Here is a 17,600-nt window from a genome sequence, read left to right on the forward strand (position 1 = left end):
GAGAGAAAAACGATGTACGCATTAGTGAACGGCCGGATTTTTACCGGTCATGAAATTCTGGACAATCATGCCGTGGTGATTGCAGATGGCCTGATTGAGCGCGTGTGCCCACGAGATGCGCTTGATGCAACGATGGCACAGCAGGATGTGGCTGGTGCGTTTATCGCTCCCGGATTTATTGATTTGCAGTTAAACGGCTGCGGCGGCGTGCAGTTTAACGATGATATCGATGCGCTGAGCGTGGAAACGCTGGAAATCATGCAGCGTGCCAACGAAAAATCAGGCTGCACCAGTTATCTGCCAACGCTGATCACCAGCACTAATGCGCTGATGAAGCGTGCCATCGAAACCATGCGTGCCTATCTGGCAAAACATCCGAATCAGGCGTTAGGCCTGCATCTGGAAGGCCCATGGTTGAACAAAGCCAAAAAAGGCACTCACAATCCAGATTTGATTCGTCTACCCGATGCGGAGATGGTCGATTTCCTCTGCGCTAACGCGGATGTGATTACCAAAGTGACGCTGGCGCCAGAAAACGCCGGTGCCGAGGTGATTAGCAAGCTGCGCAATGCCGGCATTATTGTTTCTGCGGGCCATTCAAACGCCACTTATGAAGAAGCCAAAGCGGGCTTTAGTGCGGGTGTCTCTTTTGCCACTCACCTTTATAATGCCATGCCGACCTTCGCCGGTCGTGAGCCTGGACTGATCGGTGCGCTGTTTGATTCACCTGATGTATACTGCGGCATTATTGCGGATGGTTTACATGTCCACTACGCTAACGTGCGCAATGCAAAGCGTATCAAAGGTGACAAGCTGGTGCTGGTAACGGATGCGACCGCACCTGCCGGCGCGTCGATTGATAAATTTATTTTTGCAGGCAAAACAATATACTATCGCGACGGCCTTTGCGTTGACGAAAACGGTACCTTAAGCGGTTCTGCGCTCACCATGATTGAAGCGGTGCAAAACAGCGTAGAACATTGTGGTATCGCGCTGGATGAAGCATTGCGTATGGCAACGCTCTACCCGGCCCAGGCAATGGGTGTGGAAAAACAGCTGGGTTCAGTGACAGCAGGAAAAGTCGCTAATCTCACTGTCTTTACCCGCGATTATCAAATCATTAAGACGTTAGTCAATGGAGACGACGTCCTCAGCGAGTAAGTACTGAATGACCACTGGCGGCCAGACTCAAATAGGAAATGTCGATCTTGTCAAACAACTCAATAGCGCAGCCGTTTATCGGCTAATTGATCAACAAGGGCCGATATCGCGTATACAGATCGCCGATCTCAGCCAGCTTGCGCCCGCCAGCGTCACGAAAATTACCCGCCAGCTTATTGAGCGCGGCCTGATCAAAGAGGTAGAGCAACAAGCCTCTACCGGTGGTCGCCGCGCCATTTCCATCATTACCGAAACTCGCCATTTTCATACCATCGGCGTTCGCTTAGGACGCAATGATGCCACGCTGACATTATTCGATCTGAGCGGCAAATCGCTGGCGCAGGAAGATTATCCCCTGCCTGAGCGCACCCAGGAAACGCTGGAGAATGCGCTGTTCAATGCCATCACGGCATTTATGGCGGCGCATCAACGCAAGATTCATGAATTAATCGCGATCGCGGTGATTCTGCCGGGCCTGGTAGACCCGATTAACGGCATTATTCGCTATATGCCGCACATTGCTGTCAGCCACTGGCCGCTGGTATCCAGCTTGCAGAAACGCTTTAACGTCACCAGCTTTGTCGGTCACGATATCCGTAGCCTGGCGCTGGCGGAGCACTATTTCGGTGCAAGTCGCGACTGTGCAGACTCCATTCTGGTGCGTTTACACCGCGGTACCGGCGCGGGCATCATCGCTAACGGCCATATTTTCCTCGGCAGCAACGGCAACGTGGGGGAAATTGGCCATATCCAGGTTGACCCATTGGGCGAGCGCTGCCACTGCGGCAACTTTGGCTGCCTGGAAACTATTGCCGCCAATGGCGCGATTGAAAATCGCGTGCGCCATCTGCTCAACCAGGGCTATCCCAGCACGCTGACGCTGGATAACTGCCTGATGCCGCAAATTTGCCGTGCCGCCAACCAGGGCGATGCGCTGGCCTGCGAAGTGATTGAGTATGTAGGACGTTATCTCGGGAAAGCGATTGCGATTGCCATTAACCTGTTCAACCCACAAAAGGTGGTATTGGCAGGGGAAATCACCGACGCAGACAAAGTGCTGTTCCCGGCGATTGAAGGCTGCATTAATACCCAGGCGCTAAATGCCTTCCGCAAAAACCTGCCGGTGGTTCGTTCCGAACTGGATCACCGTTCCGCTATTGGCGCCTTTGCCCTGGCGAAACGTGCGATGCTGAATGGTATTTTGCTGCAGCACCTGCTGGAAGAATAATTGAAGCCTGCCGTCTGGCGGGCCCGACCGGAAACTAATATGACCATCAAAAGCGTAATCTGTGACATCGACGGCGTGTTGATGCACGACAATACCGCCGTGAAAGGCGCGAATGAGTTTCTGCAACGCATCCTTGAAAAAGAGATGCCGCTGGTAGTGCTGACCAACTATCCGTCGCAAACCGCTCAGGATCTGGCAAACCGTTTTGCCAATGCAGGTGTCGAGGTACCGGATTCGGTGTTCTATACCTCGGCGATGGCGACCGCCGATTTCCTGCGCCGTCAGGAAGGCAAAAAAGCCTACGTGATTGGCGAAGGCGCGCTGATTCATGAACTGTATAAAGCCGGATTTACCATCACCGATGTGAATCCCGATTTTGTGATCGTCGGCGAGACGCGCTCCTTTAACTGGGAAATGATGCACAAAGCGGCTTTCTTTGTGGCCAATGGCGCACGCTTTATCGCCACCAACCCGGATACCCATGCACGCGGTTTTGTGCCAGCCTGCGGTGCACTCTGCGCCGGTATCGAAACCATCTCTGGTCGCAAACCGTTTTATGTCGGCAAACCGAGCCCGTATATCATGCGCGCTGCGCTTAATAAGATGCATGCCCACTCGGAAGAGACGGTGATTGTCGGCGATAACCTGCGCACCGATATTCTGGCCGGATTCCAGGCGGGGCTGGAAACCATTCTGGTGCTCTCCGGGGTTTCGACGCTGAGTGACATTGATGCGATGCCTTTCCGCCCTGACTGGATTTACCCTTCAGTGGCCGATATCGACCTGTTCTAAACCTGCTCTTATCGCGTTTACTTATCGCCCTGCCCGCACGCCCTGTGAGCAGGGCGTTTGTTTTTGCATCCCTTTATCATGATTCAGTGCAACGTTAATTGCGCAGGAAATCATCCAAAACGCCAATTCATTAGACACCATCTAATTTAATCGACATTAAATTAGATAAAATTCAATTTTTAAGCCATCACAACAATCTTTTTATCAAAAGATCGCAATTTCACTTGCGTTAACACCACCAGATAGCGCATTTTCTTATACATCACGCAGTCAAGGCTGCCGGACAAACGTAGAAATAACATCGCCGCAAGGTGAGATCAGGAGTCAGTTATGTGTTCGATTTTTGGTGTGCTGGATCTGAAAACCGATCCTGTTGAATTGCGCAAGAAAGCGCTGGAGTGTTCCCGTCTGATGCGTCACCGTGGCCCGGATTGGTCTGGTGTGTATGCCGATGACAACGCCATTCTGGTGCATGAGCGCCTGTCGATTGTTGACGTTAACAACGGTGCACAGCCGCTGTACAACGCTGACCACACCCACGTACTGGCCGTGAACGGCGAGATCTACAACCATCAGGCTTTGCGTGCTGAACTGAGCGATCGTTATGCGTTCCAGACCGGTTCTGACTGCGAAGTGATCCTCGCGCTGTACCAGGAAAAAGGTCTCGATTTCCTGGATGATCTGCAAGGTATGTTCGCCTTTATTCTGTGGGACAGCGTGAAGCAGCAGTATCTGATTGGCCGTGACCACATCGGGATTATCCCACTGTACATGGGCAACGATGAGCACGGTAACCTGTTTGTCGCCTCAGAAATGAAAGCGCTGGTGCCGGTTTGCCGCACCATTAAAGAATTCCCGCCGGGAAGCTTCCTGTGCAGCAGCGATGGCGAAATCCGTCGTTACTGGCAGCGTGACTGGATGGATTTCTCTGCCGTTGCCGAGAACACCACTGACGCTGCGGGTCTGAAGCATGCGCTGGAAGAGTCAGTGAAAAGCCACCTGATGTCTGACGTGCCTTATGGCGTGCTGCTGTCTGGCGGCCTCGACTCCTCCATCATTTCTGCCGTGACCAAGCGCTTTGCGGCAAAACGTGTGGAAGATGAAGACAAAAGTGATGCCTGGTGGCCACAGCTGCACTCTTTTGCTGTCGGTCTGGAAGGCTCACCTGATCTGAAAGCGGCCAAATCTGTGGCGGAACATCTGGGCACCGTGCACCACGAGATTCACTTCACCGTGCAGGAAGGTCTGGATGCGATTCGCGATGTGATTTACCACATCGAAACCTATGACGTCACCACCATTCGCGCTTCAACGCCGATGTATTTGATGTCGCGTAAAATCAAGGCAATGGGCATCAAAATGGTGCTGTCTGGTGAAGGCGCGGACGAAGTGTTTGGCGGCTACCTGTATTTCCACAAAGCACCGAACGCTCAGGAATTCCACGAAGAGAACGTGCGTAAATTGCTGGCGCTGCACATGTTTGACTGTGCGCGTGCCAACAAAGCGATGTCTGCATGGGGCGTTGAAGCGCGCGTACCGTTCCTCGACAAGAAATTCCTCGATGTGGCGATGCGTATCAACCCTGAAGACAAAATGTGTGGCAGCAACGGCAAGATGGAGAAACACATTCTGCGTGAGTGCTTCTCTTCTTACCTGCCGGAGAGCGTCGCATGGCGTCAGAAAGAGCAGTTCTCTGATGGTGTAGGCTACAGCTGGATCGATAGCCTGAAAGAGGTGGCGGCGAAGCAGATTACCGATCAGCAACTGTCTACCGCGCACTTCCGTTTCCCGTACAACACGCCAAACTCGAAAGAAGCGTATTTGTACCGCGAAATCTTTGAAGAGCTGTTCCCGATCGCCAGCGCGGCAGAGTGTGTACCGGGCGGTCCATCTGTTGCCTGTTCATCTGCCAAAGCGATTGAGTGGGATGAAGCCTTCAAAAACATGGATGACCCATCTGGTCGTGCTGTAGGTGTGCATCAGTCCGCCTACAAATAAGCTTGTGAATGAGTAGGATAAGGGGTCTGTAAAGGCCCCTTTTTGTTTTCATCGTCGATGTTACGATAGAAAACTGCTGAATAAATCGCCACCCTGGTTACAAGCCAGTCAAACAGGCGTTTTAAGGCAAAAAACGGCAAAAAACTTGTTGACGCTACAAAGCTCAATACGCATAATGCGCCCCGCAACGCCGATGAAGGTTAGCGAAAAAAGATGGCTACGTAGCTCAGCTGGTTAGAGCACATCACTCATAATGATGGGGTCACAGGTTCAAATCCCGTCGTAGCCACCATCTTTTCGCGGGAGTGGCGAAATTGGTAGACGCACCAGATTTAGGTTCTGGCGCCGCAAGGTGTGCGAGTTCAAGTCTCGCCTCCCGCACCATTTCAGTCTTCGGCAGCCGGATGGGGTATCGCCAAGCGGTAAGGCACTGGTTTTTGATACCAGCATTCCCAGGTTCGAATCCTGGTACCCCAGCCAATCCGATATTTACTCGTGGATGCGAGTCGACAGATGGGATATCGCCAAGCGGTAAGGCACCGGTTTTTGATACCGGCATTCCCTGGTTCGAATCCAGGTATCCCAGCCATTATCGGATGCAGTAAGCAATAAACTCAGGCTACGTAGCTCAGCTGGTTAGAGCACATCACTCATAATGATGGGGTCACAGGTTCAAATCCCGTCGTAGCCACCAAATTTTTGGGGTGTCGCCAAGCGGTAAGGCTCTGGTTTCTGATACCAGCATTCCGGGGTTCGAATCCCTGCACCCCAGCCATATTCAAGAAAATTTGTAACGCCATTAATTGGGGTGTCGCCAAGCGGTAAGGCTCTGGTTTCTGATACCAGCATTCCGGGGTTCGAATCCCTGCACCCCAGCCAATTAAAGACAATTTGAAAACGCATTATTGGGGTGTCGCCAAGCGGTAAGGCTCTGGTTTCTGATACCAGCATTCCGGGGTTCGAATCCCTGCACCCCAGCCAAATTGCACAATAAAGCCCGCTTTTGCGGGCTTTATTGTTTTCTGCTTCCGGTTAAAACAAAGAGCGCCTTGCGACGCTCTGACACCTATAGGCCCAACGCGTACTTCAGCGCCTTACGTTTCAGCGCTCCGGCATTCTCCGCTGCAATCAATCCCAGATTACGCACAAAACGCAATGGGGCCAGCGTGTTGCTAAAGGCAAAATAGAACAGATCCATCCCGCCCTGCATCAGCAAATTATCTTTATAACGTTGACGATGATAACGCTGTAACACCGCGTCCGATGACCACAACTGTGCCTGGCTGCGCGCTTCCACCAACGTATTGATTAATGCATCAACGTCACGATAGCCGAGGTTGACGCCCTGTCCCGCGAGGGGATTGATGGTGTGTGCCGCATCACCCACCAGCGCTAATCCTGGCAAGACATAGCGGGTAGCGTGGCGACGAACCAAAGGGAATGAGGCAGCTTTCTTGACCTGAACCCGCCCAACGCGTGCCGGGAAATGGGCGTGAATCTCTTTTTCAAGCTGTGACAATGGCAACGCCTGTAGCTGGCGAATACGCGCCGGTGCGTCATACCACACCAGAGAAGCATGGCGATCAAACAGCGGCAGAAAAGCACGTGGCCCCTCTGGCGTAAATTGCTGCCAGGTCGAATCCCCCGCATCATGCTCACACTCGACGCTAATCAGCATGCAGGACTGTGCGTATTGCCAGCCACGCACCCCAATTCCCGCCAGCTGGCGCACGCGCGAGTTGGCGCCATCCGCGCCAACCACCAGCCGCGTATCCAGCGTGGTGCCATTATCCAGCTGAGCCTGCCAGCCGCCGCGATGCGATTGAAGCTGTTTCAGGCTGGCGGGGCAGATCAGCGTGATCCCCTCTTCCTGCATCTTTTCCCACAGCGCACGTTGCAGCACGCTGTTTTCCACCATATATCCCAGCTCAGGCAAGCCCAGCGAGGCGGCATCAAAGGTCACATGTGCACTTTGCCACTCCCAGGTTTCGAGCTTGCGATAAGGCGCACAGCGCATCGCCTGCACGCGTTCCCACACATTCAATTGACGCAGCAGTGCTACCGACGAGGCTCCAATCGCGGAAATGCGAACATCGGGCGGGCTTGCGGCATTAAACGCAGCGGGTTCGGCGCGTTCAATCACCGCCACACGAAATTGCTGCTGTGCCAGTCCACAAGCCAGCGCGGCACCGACCATACCGCCGCCCACCACCACCACATCAAAATGTGAATCCTGCATTGACTCTAATCCTTCTGCTTGCCGTGATAGCTCACGTCATCACGTTGATAGATAAAGTGTACCGGAAATTTGCTGCACAATCTCAGGCCCTGCTGTGCTGGTCACAACAGCAGCAAAGCATTACAATACGCGCCCTGCACTTCCCTGCTCTGAATCAATGGCTAGTTCGATGACCAAAAAACTGCATATTAAAACCTGGGGCTGTCAGATGAATGAGTACGATTCATCAAAGATGGCCGATCTGCTGAACAGCACGCACGGTTACACCCTGACCGAGGATGCTGAAGAGGCGGATGTTCTGCTGCTCAACACCTGCTCGATCCGTGAGAAGGCGCAGGAGAAGGTTTTCGCCCTGTTAGGACGCTGGAAGAAATTGAAAGCGATAAATCCTGACGTGATTATTGGCGTCGGCGGCTGTGTCGCTTCGCAGGAAGGTGAACGCCTGCGTGAACGCGCCAATTGCGTGGATATTGTGTTTGGTCCACAGACGCTGCATCGCTTGCCAGAGATGCTGAATCAGGTGCGCGGGACGAAAAGCCCGGTGATTGACATCAGCTTCCCGGAAATCGAGAAATTTGACCGTCTGCCAGAACCGCGTGCAGAAGGCCCGACGGCCTTTGTCTCCATTATGGAAGGCTGTAACAAATACTGTACTTTCTGCGTGGTGCCTTACACCCGAGGCGAGGAAGTGAGCCGTCCCTGTGACGATATTCTGTTGGAAATCGCGCAACTGGCTGCGCAGGGCGTGCGAGAAGTGAATTTACTGGGCCAAAACGTCAACGCCTATCGCGGCACGACCTTTGATGACCAGCTCTGCAGCTTCGCGGAACTGTTGCGTCTGGTGGCGGCCATTGATGGCATCGACCGCATCCGCTTTACCACCAGCCATCCGATTGAATTCACTGATGACATTATTGATGTCTACCGTGACACGCCAGAGCTGGCGAGCTTCCTGCACTTACCCGTTCAGAGCGGTGCCGATCGTATCCTGACGCTGATGAAGCGTGCGCACACCGCGCTGGAATATAAAGCCATCGTCCGCAAGCTGCAGAAAGCACGTCCTGATATTCAGATGAGTTCAGATTTCATCATTGGTTTCCCTGGCGAAACGCAGCAGGATTTTGAGCAGACCATGAAACTGGTGGGCGACGTGAATTTCGATGTCAGCTTCAGCTTTATCTACTCGGCCCGTCCGGGTACGCCTGCCGCTGATTTGCCTGACGATGTTTCGGAAGAAGAGAAAAAGCAACGCCTGTATATTCTGCAGGATCGCCTCAATCAGCAGGCGATGGCGTGGAGTCGTCGCATGCTCGGCACCACGCAGCGTGTGCTGATTGAAGGTATCTCACGTAAAAATGTCATGGAACTCACCGGGCGCACCGACAACAACCGCGTGGTGAACTTCGAAGCGCCTGTTGAAATGATCGGTAAGTTTGTCGACGTTGAAATTGTCGATGTTCATGCCAACTCGCTGCGCGGCAAACTGATCCGCACCGAAGATGAAATGGCCTTGCGTGTCAGCCAAAGCCCCGATGCCGTCATAGCCCGTACGCGCCGTGAAAATGACATCGGTGTCGGTCTCTACCAACCTTGATATCCCACGCTTTGCGCGGCAGTGCACAAGATGCTGCCGCCCGTTTCATCCCGTGCCCCTTGCATTCCACCTGCAACGCCCAAATATCGCTTTTGCAACTTGCAGCCGGGCATTGCCCCATAAATAATTCCGTATATACCCTAAATCATTCAAGGTTCAGGAAGGCGGCAAGGGAATGAATCCCCTGGAGCTTACTCCGGTAAGTGACTGGGGTGAATGAGTGCAGCCAACGCACCTGCACCTTGAAATATGACGGGTATAGATGCTTATGTCTGTAATGAAGCATTGGATACACCTTCTTCAACTGGCCCTGAGTGACCCAAAGGATTCATTTGAATATCGAAACTCGTGAAATCGCCCTTGAACCGGCTGATAACCGCCGACTGATGAGCCTGTGCGGTCCGTTTGATGACAATGTGAAGCAGCTGGAAAAACGCCTCGGTGTCGAAATCAACCGCCGGGACAACCATTTCAAACTGGTGGGCCGATCGCTCAGCGTCGACGCGGCCATCAACATTCTGCGTGACCTGTACGTGAGCACCGCACCTGTGCGTGGTCAAATCCCGGATATTGAACCGGACCAGGTGCATCTGGCGATCAAAGAGAGCCGTGTACTGGAGCAAACCGCCGAAAGCGTGCCGGAGTTTGGTAAGGCGATACACATCAAAACCAAGCGCGGTGTGATTAAACCTCGTACGCCAAACCAGGCACAGTACGTGGCGAATATCCTCGACCATGACATCACCTTCGGTGTGGGTCCAGCCGGTACCGGTAAAACCTATCTGGCGGTGGCCGCTGCTGTTGATGCCCTCGAACGTCAGGAAATTCGCCGTATTCTGTTGACGCGTCCTGCGGTAGAGGCCGGTGAGAAACTGGGCTTCCTGCCGGGAGACCTGAGCCAGAAAGTCGATCCTTATCTGCGTCCGCTCTACGATGCCTTGTTTGAAATGCTCGGCTTTGAGCGCGTGGAGAAGCTGATGGAGCGCAATGTCATTGAAGTGGCCCCGCTCGCTTACATGCGCGGCCGCACACTCAATGACGCCTTTGTGATTCTCGATGAGAGTCAGAACACCACCATCGAGCAGATGAAGATGTTCCTGACTCGTATCGGTTTCAACTCCAAAGCGGTGATCACCGGTGACGTCACACAGATTGACCTGCCGCGCAGCACCAAATCCGGCCTGCGTCATGCCATTGAGGTTTTGGCGGAAGTCGATGAAATCAGTTTTAACTTTTTCCACAGCGAAGACGTGGTGCGTCATCCGGTTGTCGCACGCATCGTGAATGCTTATGAAGCGTGGGAAGAAGCCGATCAGAAACGCCGTGACAAACTGGCAGAAGAGCGCAAGCGTGAAGCGCTGGCGTCTCAACTTGCCGCCCCATCCAGCCCGCAGGAGCCTTCATGAGCGCGGTGATTTTAGATTTACAGTTGGCCTGTGCCGATGAAAATGGCCTGCCAGCCGAACCTGCTTTCCAGCGCTGGCTCGAAGCTGCCGTTACGCCTTTCCAGCCGGAAAGTGAAGTCACCATCCGTCTGGTGGATGAAGCGGAGAGTCATGAGCTTAATCTGACTTATCGCGGTAAGGATAAGCCGACCAACGTGCTCTCTTTCCCGTTTGAAGCGCCACCCGGGATTGAGTTGCCACTGCTGGGCGACCTGATTATTTGTCGTCAGGTTGTTGAGCAAGAAGCGGAAGAACAAGGCAAAACCGTTGAAGCCCACTGGGCTCATATGGTGGTCCACGGTACGCTACATCTGCTGGGCTATGACCATATTGAAGACGAAGAAGCCGAAGAAATGGAGGCGCTGGAGACCGAGATAATGCTTGCTCTTGGTTATCCTGACCCGTACATTTCGGAGAAAGAAGACGCCTGATCCCCTTAGGTTCAGGTTATTGCGCTGCTGGCGCGGATGCCAGCAGTTCCTTTCCCTCACCAGAGAGAACGAAATAAAAACGCCATGAGCGACGACCATTCTCAAAACAGCGACGCACCCAGTAGTAAAAAGGGATTTTTCTCCCTGTTAATTAACCAACTTTTTCACGGTGAACCTAAAAACCGTGATGAGCTACTGGGACTGATCCGCGATTCTGAGCAAAAAGAGCTGATCGATCAGGACACCCGCGACATGCTCGAAGGGGTTCTGGATATTGCCGAACAGCGTGTGCGTGACATCATGATCCCGCGCTCCCAGATGATCACCCTTAAACGCAACCAAAGCCTTGAAGAGTGTCTCGCGGTCATTATTGATTCCGCCCACTCACGCTTCCCGGTGATCAGCGAAGATAAAGACCACGTCGAAGGCATTTTGATGGCCAAAGACCTGCTGCCGTTTATGAGCAGCGCGTCTGAACCTTTCAGCATTGAGAAAGTGCTGCGCACCGCCGTTGTCGTGCCTGAAAGTAAGCGTGTCGACCGCATGCTGAAAGAGTTCCGTTCCCAGCGCTATCATATGGCGATCGTCATTGACGAATTCGGTGGCGTTTCCGGGCTGGTCACGATTGAAGATATCCTCGAATTGATTGTCGGTGAAATTGAAGATGAATATGACGATGAAGAAGATCGTGATATCCGTCAGTTAAACCGCCATACCTATACCGTACGTGCGCTTGCGCCTATCGAGGATTTTAACGAGGTATTTGGTACCAGCTTCAGTGATGATGAAGTGGATACCATTGGCGGTCTGGTGATGCAGGGATTCGGCCACCTTCCCGCGCGCGGTGAGAGCATCGACATTGATGGTTACCAATTCAAAGTCGCGATGGCCGACAGCCGCCGTATCATCCAGGTGCATGTGAAAATTCCGGAAGACTCTCCACAACCGCAACTGGAAGACGAATAATTTTATGGCTTTAGCCTCTCTATACTCGCAGCAGCGGGTTCGCCTGCTGCTGGCTTTGATTACGGGTGCCGTTGGCACCCTTTCCTTTTCCCCTTACGATTTTTGGCCTGCCGCATTAGTTTCCCTGGCGGGACTGCAGTTGCTGCTACTGGATCGCCGTAGCCCACAAGCCGCCGCGATTGGCTTCGTCTGGGGCTTTGGTCTGTTCGGCAGTGGCATTAATTGGGTTTACGTCAGCATCGCCACCTTCGGCGGTATGCCCGGCCCGGTTAACGTCTTCCTGGTGATATTGCTGGCCGCATATCTCGCCATCTATCCGATGCTGTTTGCGGCGGTACTTAATCGCCTGTGGCCCCGCGCGACCTTGTGGCGTCTGGTGTTAGCTGCACCGGCATTGTGGCAAATCAGCGAATTTCTGCGTGGCTGGATTCTGACCGGATTCCCGTGGCTGCAGTTCGGCTATAGCCAGATCGACGGTCCGCTCAAAGGCCTTGCGCCGCTGGCAGGCGTCGAAACCATCACTTTCCTGTTAATGATGATCGCCGGTCTGCTGGTGCATGCGCTTTATCATCGCACGGTGAAGAGCCTGGTGGCCGCCGCAGTATTGTTGCTGCTGCCATGGCCACTGCGCATGTTGCAATGGTATCAGCCGTTGCCGGAACGCAGCGTGGATGTGGCGATGGTACAAGGCAACATTCCACAGTCGATGAAGTGGGATCCGCAGCAGTTGTTGAATACGTTGCGCGTGTACACCTCTTACAGCCAGCCTTATATGGGCAAAGCGCCCATCATTATCTGGCCTGAATCGGCGATTACCGACCTGGAAAGCAATCAGCAGCCGTTCCTCAAAGCGCTGGACGCAGAACTGCGCGAGCGCGGCAGCGCGTTAATTACCGGGATTGTCGATTCACGCGTTGAAGGGGATAACCGCTACCACGATTACAACTCCGTGATTGTGCTGGGCGGCGAGCAACCTTATAGCTACCAAAGCCATAACCGTTATCAGAAAAACCATCTGGTGCCGTTCGGGGAGTTTGTGCCGCTTGAAGACTTGCTGCGTCCGCTGGCGCCGTTCTTCGATCTGCCAATGTCGTCGTTCAGCCGTGGCGCCTATGTGCAGCCGCAGTTGAAGGTGGCGGGTTATGACCTCACCAGCGCCATCTGCTACGAGATTGTGTTGGGCGAGCAGGTGCGCGCTAACTTCCGCCCTAATACCAATTTCCTGCTGACGGTGTCTAACGATGCCTGGTTCGGTCACTCCATCGGCCCATGGCAGCACTTCCAGATGGCGCGTATGCGTGCACTGGAACTGGGCCGTCCGCTGTTGCGATCCACCAATAACGGTGTCACCGCGGTAGTGAATGCCAACGGCGAGGTTGAAAAAGAGATCCCGCAGTTCACGCGTGACGTGCTGGAAGCCAGGGTCACACCCACCACCGGTGAAACCCCTTATGCCAAAGCAGGCATCTGGCCGGTATGGATTCTGACGTTGATCGGCATCGTCCTGGCGATTATTCGTCGCCGCCACTGACACTCCGATCACATTCTGACAGGCGAAGTGCTCACTTCGCCTTTTTTTTGCGCTGTTTTCCGCTCCCATCGGCTACGCTTTACCAGATTCTCTGCTGGCTTTTTCGCGCATTTCACCGTGCTGGCACGATCATTGCTAATTATTTCAGTGATTTTATCAACATCAGCGTTTTGTCAGCGTAATGCCATGTTCACGCACTATTATTTGGCACTGACACGCACCGAAACGGCGCAATGGCTTTTCATTGCCTCTTAATGGTGCGGAGCGGCTCGCAAAAAACAAACTTTTTTGTTTCATTGCGTTAACAATTCGCTATGTTAATCACTATCCTGCGCGCAGTTGCGCTAAGGGATAACTAAAAAAGCAGCACGAAATACACACAACATCACAATCTGCGCAGTTTATGTTCTGCGCGACATCCATTCAAAGGAGTAGGAACATGCAGACACGCAAAGTGGCATTATCTCTTCTGCTGTTGGGAGCAGCAGCGGGAGCGGCCCAGGCGGAAGATCTCACCGGCACCCTGAAAAAAATTAATGATAGCGGCGTGATCGTCGTTGGGCATCGTGAGTCATCAGTTCCCTTTTCTTACTACGACAACCAGCAAAAAGTGGTTGGCTATTCACAAGACTACTCAAACGCCATCGTAGCGGCGATCAAAGCCAAACTGAACAAGCCTGATCTTCAGGTAAAAATGCTGCCGATCACCTCTCAGAACCGTATCCCACTACTGCAGAACGGCACTTACGATTTTGAATGTGGTTCTACCACCAATAACCTGGAGCGTCAGCAGCAAGCCGCCTTCTCCGATACCGTATTTATCATCGGTACGCGTCTGCTGGTGAAGAAAGGTGGCGACATCAAAGATTTCGCGGACCTGAAAGGCAAAACCGTTGTCGTGACCTCTGGTACCACTTCTGAAGTTCTGCTGCACAAGCTGAACGATGAGAAGAAAATGGACATGCGCATCATCAGCGCCAAAGACCATGGCGATTCTTTCCGTACGCTGGAAACCGGTCGTGCCGTGGCCTTTATGATGGATGATGCCCTGCTGGCGGGTGAACGTGCCAAAGCGAAGAAACCAGATAACTGGGAAATTACCGGCACTCCACAGTCAAAAGAAGCTTACGGCTGCATGCTGCGTAAAGAAGACCCGCAGTTCAAACAGCTGATGGATGAAACCATCGCGAAAGCGCAGACCTCGGGTGAAGCCGCTAAGTGGTTCGACACCTGGTTCAAACAGCCGATTCCACCGAAGAATCTGAACATGAACTTTGAGCTGTCATCCGACATGCAGGCACTGTTCAAAGCACCAAACGACAAAGCACTCTGAATTAACAATGAAAACAAGGGCAGTTAGGCTGCCCTCTCGATTGCTGAACACGCGGTGCGGACAGACAGACTGCAACAGGTCGTTCCCCTGAAGCAGGACGCAAGACACCGCTCAACAATCTTATGGGTAGCCTCGCTACCCTTTTTTTACCGGAGCTCGTTATGGGTATCGATTGGAACTGGGGCATCTTTTTACAACAGGCCCCGTTCGGCAATACGACCTACCTCGGCTGGCTGTGGTCCGGATTTCAGGTTACCGTTGCGGTTTCCTGCTGCGCCTGGATTATCGCCTTCCTGGTAGGTTCCTTCTTTGGCATTCTGCGTACCGTGCCCAATCGACTGCTGTCGACCATTGGTACCTGCTACGTGGAACTGTTTCGTAATATCCCGCTGATCGTCCAGTTCTTCTTCTGGTATCTGGTGGCGCCAGAACTGGTTGGCGAAAAACTGGGGATGTGGTTTAAAGCAGAACTGGACCCCAATATTCAGTTCTTTGTTTCCTCAACCATTTGCCTCGGCTTGTTCACTGCTGCCCGTGTTTGCGAACAGGTCCGTGCCGCGATTCAATCACTGCCACGCGGTCAGAAAAACGCAGGGTTGGCGATGGGATTGACGCTGCCGCAAACTTATCGCTACGTGCTGCTGCCTAATGCCTATCGCGTGATTGTGCCGCCGATGACCTCGGAAATGCTGAACCTGGTGAAAAACTCGGCCATCGCTTCGACCATTGGTCTGGTGGATATGGCGGCGCAGGCCGGTAAGTTGCTCGACTACTCGGCGCACGCCTATGAATCCTTCACCGCCATTACCCTGGCTTACGTGGGTATTAACCTGGTGATCATGCTGATTATGAGTTTGGTAGAACGTAAAATTCGCCTGCCCGGCAATCTGGGAGGCAAATAATGTACGATTTTGACTGGAGTTCGATTCCTCCCAGCCTGCCCTATTTGTGGAATGGCTTGATCATCACCTTCAAGATTACCGCCGTCGCCGTGGTGTTCGGCATTATCTGGGGCACGATTCTGGCCGTGATGCGTCTGTCGCCGTTCGCGCCGATTCGCTGGTTCGCTAAGCTGTACGTCAACCTGTTCCGCTCCGTGCCGCTGGTGATGGTGCTGCTGTGGTTCTATCTGGTGGTGCCTGCATTACTGCAACAGGTATTGGGACTTTCCCCCAAAACTGACATTCGCCTGATTTCCGCCATGATCGCTTTTGCACTGTTTGAAGCGGCCTACTATTCGGAAATCATCCGTGCGGGTATCCAGAGCATCTCACGCGGACAGTCGAATGCTGCGCTGGCGTTGGGTATGACGCACTGGCAATCAATGAAATTGATCATCCTGCCGCAGGCGTTCCGCGCCATGGTGCCACTGCTGCTGACGCAGGGCATTGTGTTGTTCCAGGATACGTCGCTAGTGTATGTGTTAAGCCTGGCTGACTTCTTCCGTACCGCTTCGACGATTGGCGAACGTGACGGTACCCAGGTTGAAATGGTTCTGTTTGCCGGTCTGGTCTATTTTGTGATCAGCCTGAGCGCTTCGCTGTTGGTTAGCTATCTGAAAAGAAAGAGGACGGTTTAAATGATTAGCCTGAAAAATGTTTCTAAGTGGTATGGTCACTTTCAGGTGCTGACCAACTGCTCCACCGAAGTGAAAAAAGGTGAAGTAGTGGTGGTCTGTGGACCGTCCGGCTCAGGTAAGTCAACCTTGATTAAAACGGTGAATGGTCTGGAACCGGTGCAGGAAGGCAGCATTCAGGTTAACGGTACCGAAGTGAACAACAAGAAAACCAACCTGGCGCAACTGCGCAGCAAGGTCGGTATGGTGTTCCAGCACTTCGAACTGTTCCCGCACCTCAGCATTGTCGATAACCTGGTGCTGGCGCAGGTCAAAGTGTTAAAGCGTGATAAAGCCGCTGCGCGTGAGAAGGGTCTCAAGCTGCTGACGCGTGTTGGTCTGGCTGCGCATGCGGAGAAGTTCCCTGGACAGCTCTCGGGCGGCCAGCAACAGCGTGTGGCGATTGCCCGTGCGCTGTGTATGGACCCCATCGCGATGCTGTTTGACGAACCGACATCTGCGCTCGACCCAGAGATGATCAACGAAGTGCTGGACGTCATGGTGGAGTTGGCGAACGAAGGCATGACCATGATGGTGGTGACGCACGAGATGGGCTTTGCGCGCAAAGTGGCCAATCGCGTGATCTTTATGGATGAAGGGAAAATTGTCGAAGACACTAACAAAGATGACTTCTTTAATAACCCGCAGTCCGACCGCGCAAAAGACTTCCTCGCGAAGATCCTGCATTAATTAGCGCCATCCATCGCGCCGCTGCATGGCTGTGATTTCCCATCACGCACGCAGCGGCGCGATTCATCTTAGGGTTTTCTGCTCATTAAGGTTCAAAAGGCTGACGCTGGAAATGATCGTGCCCACACTCCGGGCAGCGCGTTAAGCTCTCCGGTGTATAGATCGCCCGGGTAAAACCGCACTTCTCACACACCAGGTTGCCCAATCCCACCACTTCACCGCTTTGATAAACACCGTGATGTCGTAGATCCTGAAACACCTCGCGCCACTCTAACTGGCTTTTGTCAGTGATATCCGCCAGTTCTTTCCACACGCTCTCGCGAATCACGCGCAAAAATACGGAGTCACCGAGCACATCTGAAGATTCCTGATAGCTGAGCGCGAACTCATGTAGATCGCGCCTGACTGCCCGCATCACCTCATTCACTTCAGAAGAGGTCAGCGTCTTTTTCGCTAATAAATCCTGCCGTGCCTCAGCAACCAGGGCATCAACATCACGCTCGCCCTGCTCCAGCCGCTGGGTTAATGCCGCTATCGTTGCACGATACTCCTGCGCCACGTTATTCATTTTGTTCTC

General features: G+C 53.2%; 15 protein-coding genes and 8 tRNA genes. 21 read left to right on the plus strand and 2 right to left on the minus strand.

Going from position 1 to position 17,600, the window contains the following annotated elements:
- The first annotated feature begins 12 nt into the window (after positions 1–12).
- The 12 genes from nagA to LH22_RS16335 all read left to right on the plus strand — a co-directional run bounded on the left by nagA (position 13) and on the right by LH22_RS16335 (position 6,160).
- Positions 13–1,161 carry an N-acetylglucosamine-6-phosphate deacetylase gene (gene nagA / locus LH22_RS16280; RefSeq protein ID WP_038648269.1) on the plus strand — a complete coding sequence of 383 codons (1,149 nt, stop codon included), beginning with the start codon at positions 13–15 and terminating at the stop codon, positions 1,159–1,161.
- A gap of 7 nt (positions 1,162–1,168) precedes the next feature.
- Positions 1,169–2,389, plus strand: a complete 1,221-nt coding sequence (gene nagC, locus LH22_RS16285) for a DNA-binding transcriptional regulator NagC (RefSeq protein WP_034829098.1) — start codon at positions 1,169–1,171, stop codon at positions 2,387–2,389.
- Between the two features lie 39 nt (positions 2,390–2,428).
- Positions 2,429–3,181: an HAD-IIA family hydrolase gene (locus LH22_RS16290; protein WP_034829095.1), complete on the plus strand. Its 753-nt coding sequence runs from the start codon at positions 2,429–2,431 to the stop codon at positions 3,179–3,181.
- Positions 3,182–3,511: 330 nt separating this feature from the next.
- The gene (asnB, locus tag LH22_RS16295; protein ID WP_038648273.1) at positions 3,512–5,179 is read left to right on the plus strand and encodes an asparagine synthase B; all 1,668 of its coding nucleotides are present in this window, start codon (positions 3,512–3,514) and stop codon (positions 5,177–5,179) included.
- A 215-nt stretch (positions 5,180–5,394) separates the two neighbouring features.
- Positions 5,395–5,471, plus strand: a tRNA-Met gene (locus LH22_RS16300).
- 7 nt (positions 5,472–5,478) lie between these two features.
- Positions 5,479–5,563: transfer RNA gene (locus LH22_RS16305), tRNA-Leu, on the plus strand.
- A 21-nt stretch (positions 5,564–5,584) separates the two neighbouring features.
- Positions 5,585–5,659: transfer RNA gene (locus LH22_RS16310), tRNA-Gln, on the plus strand.
- Between the two features lie 34 nt (positions 5,660–5,693).
- Positions 5,694–5,768: transfer RNA gene (locus LH22_RS16315), tRNA-Gln, on the plus strand.
- 28 nt (positions 5,769–5,796) lie between these two features.
- A tRNA-Met gene (locus LH22_RS16320) sits at positions 5,797–5,873 on the plus strand.
- 6 nt (positions 5,874–5,879) lie between these two features.
- Positions 5,880–5,954, plus strand: a tRNA-Gln gene (locus tag LH22_RS16325).
- A 29-nt stretch (positions 5,955–5,983) separates the two neighbouring features.
- Positions 5,984–6,058, plus strand: a tRNA-Gln gene (locus LH22_RS16330).
- A gap of 27 nt (positions 6,059–6,085) precedes the next feature.
- Positions 6,086–6,160 (plus strand) — tRNA-Gln (locus tag LH22_RS16335).
- A gap of 85 nt (positions 6,161–6,245) precedes the next feature.
- Here the strand turns inward: LH22_RS16335 and ubiF are convergent.
- Positions 6,246–7,418, minus strand: coding sequence for a 3-demethoxyubiquinol 3-hydroxylase (gene ubiF, locus LH22_RS16340; protein ID WP_038648278.1), 1,173 nt, complete (start codon positions 7,416–7,418; stop codon positions 6,246–6,248).
- A 169-nt stretch (positions 7,419–7,587) separates the two neighbouring features.
- Here ubiF and miaB point away from each other — a divergent pair, with 169 nt between their 5' ends.
- The 9 genes from miaB (at position 7,588) to LH22_RS16385 (ending at position 17,023) form a co-directional block, all read left to right on the plus strand.
- On the plus strand, positions 7,588–9,012 hold the full coding sequence (gene miaB / locus LH22_RS16345; protein ID WP_038648281.1) for a tRNA (N6-isopentenyl adenosine(37)-C2)-methylthiotransferase MiaB: 1,425 nt from the start codon (positions 7,588–7,590) through the stop codon (positions 9,010–9,012).
- Positions 9,013–9,344: 332 nt separating this feature from the next.
- Positions 9,345–10,418, plus strand: a complete 1,074-nt coding sequence (locus LH22_RS16350; protein ID WP_038648284.1) for a PhoH family protein — start codon at positions 9,345–9,347, stop codon at positions 10,416–10,418.
- Positions 10,415–10,888, plus strand: coding sequence for an rRNA maturation RNase YbeY (ybeY, locus tag LH22_RS16355; RefSeq protein ID WP_034829084.1), 474 nt, complete (start codon positions 10,415–10,417; stop codon positions 10,886–10,888). Before LH22_RS16350 ends, ybeY begins: the two co-directional genes overlap by 4 nt.
- An 84-nt stretch (positions 10,889–10,972) precedes the next feature.
- Complete coding sequence (gene corC / locus LH22_RS16360; protein WP_034829075.1) at positions 10,973–11,854, plus strand: CNNM family magnesium/cobalt transport protein CorC; 882 nt, start codon at positions 10,973–10,975, stop codon at positions 11,852–11,854.
- 4 nt (positions 11,855–11,858) lie between these two features.
- The gene (gene lnt, locus LH22_RS16365) at positions 11,859–13,385 is read left to right on the plus strand and encodes an apolipoprotein N-acyltransferase (RefSeq protein WP_038648288.1); all 1,527 of its coding nucleotides are present in this window, start codon (positions 11,859–11,861) and stop codon (positions 13,383–13,385) included.
- 439 nt (positions 13,386–13,824) lie between these two features.
- A complete protein-coding gene (locus tag LH22_RS16370) occupies positions 13,825–14,718 on the plus strand; it encodes a glutamate/aspartate ABC transporter substrate-binding protein (protein WP_038648291.1) in 894 nt (297 codons plus the stop codon).
- 161 nt (positions 14,719–14,879) lie between these two features.
- On the plus strand, positions 14,880–15,620 hold the full coding sequence (locus LH22_RS16375; RefSeq protein ID WP_034829069.1) for an amino acid ABC transporter permease: 741 nt from the start codon (positions 14,880–14,882) through the stop codon (positions 15,618–15,620).
- The gene (gene gltK, locus LH22_RS16380; protein ID WP_038648295.1) at positions 15,620–16,297 is read left to right on the plus strand and encodes a glutamate/aspartate ABC transporter permease GltK; all 678 of its coding nucleotides are present in this window, start codon (positions 15,620–15,622) and stop codon (positions 16,295–16,297) included. Before LH22_RS16375 ends, gltK begins: the two co-directional genes overlap by 1 nt.
- Positions 16,298–17,023 carry an amino acid ABC transporter ATP-binding protein gene (locus tag LH22_RS16385; RefSeq protein WP_038648298.1) on the plus strand — a complete coding sequence of 242 codons (726 nt, stop codon included), beginning with the start codon at positions 16,298–16,300 and terminating at the stop codon, positions 17,021–17,023. It abuts the gene before it with no gap.
- 85 nt (positions 17,024–17,108) lie between these two features.
- Here LH22_RS16385 and LH22_RS16390 read toward each other — a convergent pair whose 3' ends face one another.
- Positions 17,109–17,591 carry a zinc ribbon-containing protein gene (locus tag LH22_RS16390; protein WP_038648301.1) on the minus strand — a complete coding sequence of 161 codons (483 nt, stop codon included), beginning with the start codon at positions 17,589–17,591 and terminating at the stop codon, positions 17,109–17,111.
- Positions 17,592–17,600 lie beyond the last annotated feature (9 nt).

It is taken from the genome of Pantoea rwandensis, assembly GCF_000759475.1.
GTDB classification, from domain to species: domain Bacteria; phylum Pseudomonadota; class Gammaproteobacteria; order Enterobacterales; family Enterobacteriaceae; genus Pantoea; species Pantoea rwandensis_B.

Bases quoted from the DNA above. Each gene is read 5' to 3' on its own strand.
- nagA (WP_038648269.1), top strand. From the start codon at position 13: ATGTACGCATTAGTGAACGGCCGGATTTTTACCGGTCATGAAATTCTG.
- nagC (WP_034829098.1), top strand. From the start codon at position 1,169: ATGACCACTGGCGGCCAGACTCAAATAGGAAATGTCGATCTTGTCAAA.
- LH22_RS16290 (WP_034829095.1), top strand. From the start codon at position 2,429: ATGACCATCAAAAGCGTAATCTGTGACATCGACGGCGTGTTGATGCAC.
- asnB (WP_038648273.1), top strand. From the start codon at position 3,512: ATGTGTTCGATTTTTGGTGTGCTGGATCTGAAAACCGATCCTGTTGAA.
- ubiF (WP_038648278.1), bottom strand. From the start codon at position 7,418: ATGCAGGATTCACATTTTGATGTGGTGGTGGTGGGCGGCGGTATGGTC.
- miaB (WP_038648281.1), top strand. From the start codon at position 7,588: ATGACCAAAAAACTGCATATTAAAACCTGGGGCTGTCAGATGAATGAG.
- ybeY (WP_034829084.1), top strand. From the start codon at position 10,415: ATGAGCGCGGTGATTTTAGATTTACAGTTGGCCTGTGCCGATGAAAAT.
- corC (WP_034829075.1), top strand. From the start codon at position 10,973: ATGAGCGACGACCATTCTCAAAACAGCGACGCACCCAGTAGTAAAAAG.
- lnt (WP_038648288.1), top strand. From the start codon at position 11,859: ATGGCTTTAGCCTCTCTATACTCGCAGCAGCGGGTTCGCCTGCTGCTG.
- LH22_RS16370 (WP_038648291.1), top strand. From the start codon at position 13,825: ATGCAGACACGCAAAGTGGCATTATCTCTTCTGCTGTTGGGAGCAGCA.
- LH22_RS16375 (WP_034829069.1), top strand. From the start codon at position 14,880: ATGGGTATCGATTGGAACTGGGGCATCTTTTTACAACAGGCCCCGTTC.
- gltK (WP_038648295.1), top strand. From the start codon at position 15,620: ATGTACGATTTTGACTGGAGTTCGATTCCTCCCAGCCTGCCCTATTTG.
- LH22_RS16385 (WP_038648298.1), top strand. From the start codon at position 16,298: ATGATTAGCCTGAAAAATGTTTCTAAGTGGTATGGTCACTTTCAGGTG.
- LH22_RS16390 (WP_038648301.1), bottom strand. From the start codon at position 17,591: ATGAATAACGTGGCGCAGGAGTATCGTGCAACGATAGCGGCATTAACC.